Genomic DNA, 8,406 nt, shown 5'->3' with positions numbered 1-8,406 from the left:
CGCGGAAAAGCGGCTCTGCCGGGCCAGAATGCTGCGGGTTCGAGGCTTGATCCACCCGACTTCGGCCGTTTGCGCGACGACAGACACCGCTCGGGGCGAGAAACGCTTGCCCAGCGAGCAAAATCAGGCGATCTTGAAGTCAAGCGGCAGGCCACTTGGGGAATGTCGGATGAATAGGAGTGCCCAGTATGGCCGACCTCGTAGTACTTGATTTTGACGGAACTGACACGGCTGACATCGTGCTCGGCAAATTGCGCGAACTGCGCAAGGAGCATCTGATCGACATGCTCGATGCCGTGGTTGTCATCCGCCCCGAGGAAGGGGACATACAGATCAAGCAATCCGTCAATCTGACCGCGATCGGCGCGAGCAGCGGGCTGAGCACGGGGGCGCTGGTCGGCACTCTTGTCGGTCTGCTTGTCCTCAATCCGATGGCGGGTTTCGCGATTGGCGGCATGGCGGGCGCCGCGATGGGTGCATTGAGCGGTCGGCTGTCGGATTACGGAATAAACGACCAGTTCATCAAGGATCTTGGCGAGACCATCAAGCCCGGAACATCGGCACTTTTCGTGTATGTGGCAAAGGCAACGACCGACAAGGTCGTCGCCGAGATCAAACAGTACGAGCCGCGCATTCTCAAGACATCGCTGTCGAAGGAACAGGAAGACAAGTTGCGCGCTCTTCTTGCCGGGCCCGCGCTTTCGGGGGACGTGTCTGCGGCGGGCTGAGGCGCGTCGGGCTGCAACACGGCGCTTCGGCGCAAGGATCGTCAGGCCGATGCAATCCGGGCATCGGCCTTTCGCCGAGCAAGCATTCTCTGGACAACCTGCGCAACTCGTCCGACTGTGGTGCTTCAGGTGTAAACCCGTCACCATGGAAGAGATCGTGCGAACCCAGATCATGATCATGCGCGTTTCGGTCGATTTCAGTCGTTTCACGTTTATCCTTGTGACCCTGGCCCTGCTGGTTCTGGTAGGCTGCAGCCGCCCGCCGGAGATCATTGGCATCGACAATCCAGAGCTTCGGGCCGAGGCGGAGGCGCTCAGCACACGCCACCGCATCTTCATCACCAGCACGCGGGCCCCCTCGGACGAGCCGGGTGCTTTGCTGTCGGCCAACCGGGCCCGAACGCTTGGGCTCGCGTCGGTGGATGTCCTCGTTCCGCCCACGCATGTTCTCGGCCAGCTGGAACGGCCCACGCGCCTTCCGCCCGATCCGAGCCAGCATTTCATGGCCGTCGATCCCGTCACCTAGGTTCTGTCGCAAATATTTCGGGCATCGTGTAGCCCGGTATGATGCGGCGCTGTATGAGGTGACTTCGCAGGCATGCTTGGACAGTGACGATGGTTGACTTCAAGGGCGCGCATTATCCTAAATCGGTGATCTTGTTCGCTGTGTTTTTCTATCTGCGATATCCGGTTTGATATTGCTCGTCGTGCGATCGACGAAACGATCCGGCTGCTGTCAGAGCGTGGCGACCTCGACGTACCGTTGACTGCGGTCGCGCATGCCATCGGCTTGTCGAGCGCCCTTAGGGAAACGGCGTCCAATTGTCCCCGCCAGTGGGAACCGTGCCGAGGATGCCGATGCCGCCCGCGAGCGCCGAGGCGTCCAGGTGGGAGTACCGCTTGGCGGTGATCGAGACGTCCGAGTGCCCGGCCCACATCGAGAGGCGCTGTAGCTCCATCCCGCCGAGCGCCAGCCGGGTGATGCAGGTTGACGGCATGGGTTGTTCGCAGTAGCAGCATTTGTGAGTGAGCGATCACTCACACTTTAGAACGAGATTCGCATGACATACAAGGGGTACGCGTTTGCCGCGCTGCTGTTCCTCCCGCTCGCCGCGTGCGGTGGTGGAAAGGAGGCCGCGCAACAGCAGCAGCAGGCGCAGGCAGGGCCGCCGCAGGTCGGCGTCGTGACGGTGCAGCCGCAGTCGGTAACGCTGACGACGACGCTCCCCGGCCGGCTGACCGCGTATGAGACGTCGGAGGTGCGCCCGCAGGTCAGCGGCCTCATCACCGCGCGGCTGTTCCGTGAGGGCGATCAGGTGTCGAAGGGGCAGGCGCTCTACCGCATCGACCCGCAACCCTATGTGACGCAGGTCGCCAATGCCCGCGCCGCGCTGGCGCGCGCCCGCGCCGCGATCGCCTCCACCTCGGCGCTCCAGCGGCGCTATGGCGAGCTGGTCAAGATCAATGCCATCTCGCGACAGGATTACGACAACGCCCTGACGCAGGCGCAGCAGGCGCAGGCCGACGTCGCGGCGCAGTCCGCCGCGCTGCGCTCGGCGCAGATCGACCTGGCGCGCACCACCGTCCGCGCGCCGATCTCCGGGCGCATCGGGCGTTCGGTGGCGACCACCGGCGCGCTCGCGACCGCGGGACAGGCCAATGCGCTGACGACGATCCAGCGCCTCGACCCCATCTATGTCGACGTGCCGCAATCGGCCGCCGACCTGCTCAAGCTGCGGCAGAAGATCGCCGCCGGCGACCTGTCGCGCGGCGGCGGTGCGGCGCGCGTCCGGCTGCGGCTGGACGACGGGTCGGTCTATCCGATCGAGGGGACGTTGCAGTTCGCCGACGTCAGCGTCGATCCCGCGACGGGGACTCAGACGATCCGCGCGCTGTTCCCCAACCCGCGCGCGCTGTTGCTGCCGGGCATGTACGTCCGCGCCGAGCTGGTCGAGGGGACGCAGGCCAATGCGATGCTGGTGCCCCAGCGCGCGGTCAGCCGCGACGAAAAGGGCAATGCGCTCGCGATGGTCGTCGGCCCCGATGGCAAGGTGCAGCCGCGCCCGCTGACGACGTCGCGCACGATCGGCGACGACTGGCTGGTGACCGGCGGGCTGAAGCCGGGCGACAAGGTGATCGTGGAGGGCGGCATGATGCTGCGCCCCGGCATGCCGGTGAAGGCGGTGCCGTACAATCCCAACGCCGCCCCGGCCCAGGGGCAGGGCCAGCCCGGCCAGGGCCAGCCCGCGGCGCAAGCGAAGTAACGCCCCATGTCACGCTTTTTCATCGATCGGCCCATCTTCGCATGGGTCATCGCGATCGTGCTCATGCTGGCGGGCGCGATCGCGATCCGCAGCCTGCCGATCGCGCAATTCCCGGAAATCGCGCCGCCCGCGGTGACGATCAACGCCATGTATCCGGGCGCCGATGCCGAAACGCTGGAACGCACGACCACCCAGGTGATCGAGCAGCAGCTGCGCGGGATCGACAACCTGCGCTATTTCTCGTCCTCGTCCTCGTCGGCGGGGATGCTGACGATCACGCTGACGTTCGAACAGGGCACCGACCCGGACATCGCGCAGGTCCAGGTGCAGAACAAGCTGCAGGCCGCGACCCCGCTGCTGCCGCAGGAAGTGCAGCGCCAGGGATTGCAGGTCGCCAAGTCGGCGGCGAACTTCCTGGTCATCGTCGGCATCTATTCCGACGACAATTCGCACACCGCCAACGACCTGGCCGACATGATCGTGTCGAAGTTCCAGGACCCGATCAGCCGCGTCAACGGCGTGGGCGAGCTGCAGGTGTTCGGCGCGCAATATGCGATGCGCATCTGGGTCGATCCGCTCAAGCTCAACAGCTATCAGCTGACGATCGCCGACGTGTCGGCCGCGGTGCAGGCGCAGAACGCGCAGGTTTCCGCCGGCCAGATCGGCGGCCAGCCGTCGCCCAAGGAGCAGGAGCTGAACGCGACCGTCTCGGTCCAGTCGCGGCTCCAGACGCCCGAGCAGTTCGGCAACATCCGGCTGAAGACCGATGCGGCGGGCGCGGTCGTGCGGCTGCGCGACGTCGCGCGGGTGGAGCTGGGCGCGGAGAATTACGGCTTCGACACCAAGTATAACGGCAAATATGCCGCAGGCTTCGGCGTGAAGCTGGCCGCGGGCGCCAATGCGCTGTCCACGGTCGAGGCGGTGAAGGCACAGGCGGCGCAGATCGCCAAGTCGCTGCCGGCCGACGTCAAGCTGGTCTACCCCTACGATACCACGCCGTTCGTGCGCCTGTCGGTGGAGCAGGTGATCCACACGCTGGTCGAGGCGGTGGTGCTCGTCTTCCTCGTCATGTTCCTGTTCCTGCAAAACTGGCGCGCGACGCTGATCCCGACGATCGCGGTGCCGGTGGTGCTGCTGGGCACGTTCGCGATCATGGCGGTGGCCGGCTATACCATCAACACGCTGACGCTGTTCGGCATGGTGCTGGCGATCGGCCTGCTGGTCGACGATGCGATCGTCGTGGTGGAGAATGTCGAGCGGCTGATCGTCACCGAACACCTCAGTCCCAGGGAAGCGGCGCGAAAGTCGATGGACGAGATCAGCAGCGCGCTGATCGGCATCGGCCTCGTCCTGTCGGCGGTGTTCCTGCCGATGGCGTTCTTCGGCGGATCGACCGGCGTCATCTATCGCCAGTTCTCGATCACGATCGTGTCGGCGATGGTGCTGTCGGTGGCGGTCGCACTGATCCTGACCCCGGCGCTGTGCGCGACGATCCTGAAGCCGCACGACCCGAACAAGGCGGAGAGCAACGGGCTGCTGGCGCGGTTCTTCCGCTGGTTCAACGAAAAGTTCGACAACGGTCAGCGTCATTACGAGCAGGGCGTGCGGCGTTCCGCGCGCAGCTGGAAGCGGTCGATGCTGGTCTATCTGCTGATCGTCGCGGGCGTCGCGCTGCTGTTCGTGCGGCTGCCGTCGGGCTTCCTGCCCGATGAGGATCAGGGCACCGTCATCGCGCTGGTGCAGGGGCCGTCGGGGGCGACCAGCGGGCGCACCGACAAGGGGCTGGATCTGGTGCGCAACCACTTCCTGGGCGCCGAGAAGGCCAATGTCGCGGGCGTGTTCACGATCAACGGCTTCAGCTTCGCCGGGCAGGGGCAGAATACCGGGCTGGCGTTCATCAACCTGAAGCCGTGGGAGGACCGTTCGGGCACCGCGAACAAGGCGCAGACGATCGCCGGGCGCGCGATGGGGGCGTTCAGCCAGTATAAGGACGGCCTGATCTTCGCGCTGGTGCCGCCGGCGGTGCAGGAACTGGGCAATGCCACCGGCTTCGACCTCCAGCTGGTCGACACCGGCGGGATCGGTCACGAACGGCTGACCCAGGCGCGCAACATGATGCTGGGCATGGCGATGCAGGACAAGACGCTGGCGCAGGTGCGCCCGCTGAGCCTGGAGGATGCCCCGCAGCTGAAGGTCAACGTCGACGAGGACAAGGCGCGCGCGCTGGGGCTGGACCTGAGCCAGGTCAACTCGACCATCTCGACCGCCTGGGGCGGCGCCTATGTCAACGACTTCATCGACCGCGGGCGCGTGAAGCGCGTCTATGTGCAGGCCGATACGCCCTATCGCCTGCGCCCGGAGGATATCGGGTCGTTCTTCGTGCGCGGTGCCGATGGCCAGATGGTGCCCTATACCGCGTTCACCACCCTGTCCTGGGCCAATGCGCCGGTCGCGCTGACCCGCTACAACGGCCAGCCGGCGATGCAGCTGCAAGGCTCGCCCGCGCCGGGGCAGAGCACGGGCGCGGCGATGAAGGCGATGGAGGCGATCCATGCCAAGCTGCCGCCGGGTACGTCGCTGGAATGGACCGGCCTGTCCTATGAGGAGAAGCTGTCGGGCGGGCAGGCGCCGGCGCTCTACGCCCTGTCGCTGCTGATCGTGTTCCTGTGCCTGGCGGCGCTGTACGAAAGCTGGTCGGTGCCGATCTCGGTGCTGCTGGTCGTGCCGCTGGGCGTGGCGGGCGCGTTGCTGGCGGCGTGGCTGACCGGGCTGAACAACGACATCTACCTGCAGGTTGGCCTCATCACCACGATCGGCGTGGCGGCGAAGAACGCGATCCTGATCGTCGAATTCGCCGAGGAGCGGATCGCCGAGGGGATGAAGCCGTTCGACGCCGCGGTCGAGGCCGCGAAGCTGCGGCTTCGCCCGATCCTGATGACCTCGCTCGCCTTCGTGTTCGGCGTGCTGCCGCTGGCGGTATCGACGGGCGCGGGCGCGGGTGGGCAGAATGCGATCGGCCGGTCGGTAGTGGGCGGGATGCTGTCCGCCACGGTGCTGGGCATCTTCCTGGTGCCGGTGTTCTTCGTCGTCGTCCTGCGGCTGTTCGGCCACGAGCATGACGGGAAGGCCGGCGACCAGGCGCAACGCGATGCGGACGGTGATGCCGGTCCGCAGGGCGACCACCCCCGACCGGCTCATGAAGGAGCCTGATGTGACGAGCCGTACTTCCTTCGTGGCGCTGCTGGCGCTCACCACCGCGCTGGCGGGCTGCAACCTGGCGCCCAAATACCAGCGCCCCGACGGCGCGGTCCCGGCCGCGCTGCCGCAGGGCGGGGTCTATCCGCGCGCGGCGACCGATGCGCCCGACGTGACGCAGATCGGCTGGCGCGATTTCTTCCTCGACCCGCGGCTGCAGGGGGTGATCGAGCTGGGGCTGGCCAACAATCGCGACCTGCGCATCGCGGCGGCCAACGTGTTGCAGGCGCGCGCGCAATATCGCGTCCAGCGCGCCGATCTGGTCCCCAATACCATGATCTCCGGTTCGGGGACATTTACCAACAACCTGTTCGGCGCGGCCGGTGCGGCCGGCGGTGCAGGGGCGGGTGCCGGGGCCGGAGCGGGCGCCGGTGCCGGTGCTGGCGCCGGTGCGGCGGTCGGGACCGGATCGTCGAACATCGAATTCTATTCGGTGAACGCCGGCTTTTCCGCGTTCGAGCTGGACCTGTTCGGCCGCGTGCGCAACCTGAACCGCGCGGCGCTGGAAAGCTATTTCGCGTCGGAGGAGGCGCAGCGCGCGACCCGCATCAGCCTGATCGCGGAGATCGCGACCGCGTGGCTGACGCTGGCGTCGGACCAGGAGCAGTTGCAGCTGTCGCGCGATACGCTGAAGGCGTTCGAGGAGACGCAGCGACTGACCCAGGCGCAGTTCCGCGTCGGCGTCGCCTCCGAACTGGAGGCGCGGCAGGCGGAAACCAACTACCAGTCGGCGCGCAACGATATCGCCGCGCTCCAGACGCGCATCGCGCAGGACCAGAATGCGCTCAACCTGCTTGTCGGCACCACGGTGCCCGCCGAACAGCTGCCGACCGGGCTGGGCGATCGTCCGCTGACCCGCGACGCGCTGCCCGGCAACGTCTCGTCGGAGGTGCTGTTGCGCCGTCCCGACGTGTTGCAGGCCGAGCATCAGCTGATCGCGCAGAACGCCAATATCGGCGCGGCGCGTGCGGCGTTCTTCCCGCGCATCTCGCTCACCGCGACGATCGGGACGATCTCGACCGCGCTGTCCGGGCTGTTCGGCGGCGGGTCGTTCACCTACACCGGCGCGCCGTCGGTGGCGCTGCCGCTGTTCGACGGCGGGCGCAACGCGGCGAACCTCGATTACGCCAAGGCGTCGCAGCAGGCGGCGGTCGCCAGTTACGAAAAGGCGATCCAGACCGCGTTCCGAGAGGTATCCGATGCGCTGGCGACTCGCGGCACGATCGGCGAGCAGGTGGCGGCGCAGACCGCGCGCGCCAATGCCGCCAACGTCACCTCGCGGCTGTCGACCGCGCGCTACCGCGCCGGGGTCGATTCGTTCCTCATCTCGCTCGATGCGCAGCGCACCGCCTACGCCGCGCAGCAGCAGCTGGTGACGACGCGGCTGGCGCAGGCCAGCAACCTGGTGGAACTGTACCGGCGGCTGGGCGGGGGACTCAACTGATCCATATTGCGTAACGGACCGTTTGGCGTACACTCTCGTTCATTAGACGAGAGGATGAGCCGATGATGCCGCAAGAGCGCAACGGTGACGAGGCGATGGTGATCCTGCAGACGCTGCTGTGCGTGATGCGGGAAAAGAACCTGTTGTCGCGCGCCGATATCGAGGATCTGTGCAGCCGGGTGGCGATGCGCGCCGCCCAGGCCGAGCGCGATCCGATCCCGTGCTGCGCCCAGGCGGCCAACGCCGCGGCGCACGAGATGGCGAAGATCGGCGATTACATCGGCAAGCATTACGGCGGGAAACACCGCCGCATCTGAGCGGGCGAGGTCGGCGGCGGGCGCGCATCACGGCGCGTTCGCGTCGGACATCCGTCAGGCGCCTCCGTCATGCCGGACTTGATCCGGCATCCATGTGTCCGCGGACGCAAGGTCCGTTATTTTTGCGGCACCATGGCCTCCGGCCTTCGCGAGACCGTTGAAAAGTCGGTATTCCCGCCGCTTCTCTCCGTCACCCCGGACTTGTTCCGGGGTCCACTGTGCCGCAAATCAGACGCTTGCCGGTGTGTCGAAACGTGGATGCCGGAACAAGTCCGGCATGACGGCGCGGGTTTTGCGAACTCCAAGGTGACGCGGCTGTTCAACAACACCGCCTTCGACGTCATCAACGAACTGTTCCAGAATGCCCGCCGTGCCGGTGCGCAGTGCGTATCGGTGTC

Annotated in this window: 7 protein-coding genes and 2 pseudogenes; 8 read left to right on the top strand and 1 reads right to left on the bottom strand. The window is 66.6% G+C overall.

Going from position 1 to position 8,406, the window contains the following annotated elements; translation table 11 throughout:
- Positions 1 to 188 precede the first annotated feature (188 nt).
- From DI606_RS18485 to DI606_RS18475, 3 genes and pseudogenes are all read left to right on the top strand, one after another.
- Complete coding sequence (locus DI606_RS18485) at positions 189 to 728, top strand: DUF1269 domain-containing protein (RefSeq protein ID WP_293985340.1); 540 nt, start codon at positions 189 to 191, stop codon at positions 726 to 728.
- A gap of 145 nt (positions 729 to 873) precedes the next feature.
- The gene (locus DI606_RS18480; RefSeq protein ID WP_293985339.1) at positions 874 to 1,254 is read left to right on the top strand and encodes a hypothetical protein; all 381 of its coding nucleotides are present in this window, start codon (positions 874 to 876) and stop codon (positions 1,252 to 1,254) included.
- 89 nt (positions 1,255 to 1,343) lie between these two features.
- Positions 1,344 to 1,421: pseudogene (locus DI606_RS18475) on the top strand (IS6 family transposase); the annotation flags it as partial.
- 110 nt (positions 1,422 to 1,531) lie between these two features.
- On the opposite strand, the gene DI606_RS18470 reads toward DI606_RS18475, so the two are convergent.
- Positions 1,532 to 1,726 carry a hypothetical protein gene (locus tag DI606_RS18470; RefSeq protein WP_293985338.1) on the bottom strand — a complete coding sequence of 65 codons (195 nt, stop codon included), beginning with the start codon at positions 1,724 to 1,726 and terminating at the stop codon, positions 1,532 to 1,534.
- A gap of 63 nt (positions 1,727 to 1,789) precedes the next feature.
- Here DI606_RS18470 and DI606_RS18465 point away from each other — a divergent pair, with 63 nt between their 5' ends.
- The 5 genes and pseudogenes from DI606_RS18465 to DI606_RS18445 form a co-directional block, all read left to right on the top strand.
- Positions 1,790 to 2,992, top strand: a complete 1,203-nt coding sequence (locus tag DI606_RS18465; protein ID WP_066707949.1) for an efflux RND transporter periplasmic adaptor subunit — start codon at positions 1,790 to 1,792, stop codon at positions 2,990 to 2,992.
- Positions 2,993 to 2,998: 6 nt separating this feature from the next.
- On the top strand, positions 2,999 to 6,202 hold the full coding sequence (locus DI606_RS18460) for an efflux RND transporter permease subunit (RefSeq protein WP_293985337.1): 3,204 nt from the start codon (positions 2,999 to 3,001) through the stop codon (positions 6,200 to 6,202).
- Position 6,203: 1 nt separating this feature from the next.
- Positions 6,204 to 7,691: an efflux transporter outer membrane subunit gene (locus DI606_RS18455; protein ID WP_293985336.1), complete on the top strand. Its 1,488-nt coding sequence runs from the start codon at positions 6,204 to 6,206 to the stop codon at positions 7,689 to 7,691.
- A gap of 62 nt (positions 7,692 to 7,753) precedes the next feature.
- Positions 7,754 to 8,008, top strand: a complete 255-nt coding sequence (locus tag DI606_RS18450) for a hypothetical protein (protein ID WP_066707943.1) — start codon at positions 7,754 to 7,756, stop codon at positions 8,006 to 8,008.
- 69 nt (positions 8,009 to 8,077) lie between these two features.
- Positions 8,078 to 8,406: pseudogene (locus DI606_RS18445) on the top strand (hypothetical protein); the annotation flags it as partial.

The organism is Sphingobium sp. (genome assembly GCF_003248505.1).
GTDB lineage: Bacteria > Pseudomonadota > Alphaproteobacteria > Sphingomonadales > Sphingomonadaceae > Sphingobium.
This window is presented reverse-complemented; position numbering and strand designations above follow the sequence as displayed.

What these genes read in the sequence shown, in the direction of transcription:
- DI606_RS18470 (WP_293985338.1), bottom strand. Translation starts at nt 1,726, where the DNA reads ATGCCGTCAACCTGCATCACCCGGCTGGCGCTCGGCGGGATGGAGCTA.
- DI606_RS18480 (WP_293985339.1), top strand. Translation starts at nt 874, where the DNA reads ATGGAAGAGATCGTGCGAACCCAGATCATGATCATGCGCGTTTCGGTC.
- DI606_RS18460 (WP_293985337.1), top strand. Translation starts at nt 2,999, where the DNA reads ATGTCACGCTTTTTCATCGATCGGCCCATCTTCGCATGGGTCATCGCG.
- DI606_RS18450 (WP_066707943.1), top strand. Translation starts at nt 7,754, where the DNA reads ATGATGCCGCAAGAGCGCAACGGTGACGAGGCGATGGTGATCCTGCAG.
- DI606_RS18485 (WP_293985340.1), top strand. Translation starts at nt 189, where the DNA reads ATGGCCGACCTCGTAGTACTTGATTTTGACGGAACTGACACGGCTGAC.
- DI606_RS18465 (WP_066707949.1), top strand. Translation starts at nt 1,790, where the DNA reads ATGACATACAAGGGGTACGCGTTTGCCGCGCTGCTGTTCCTCCCGCTC.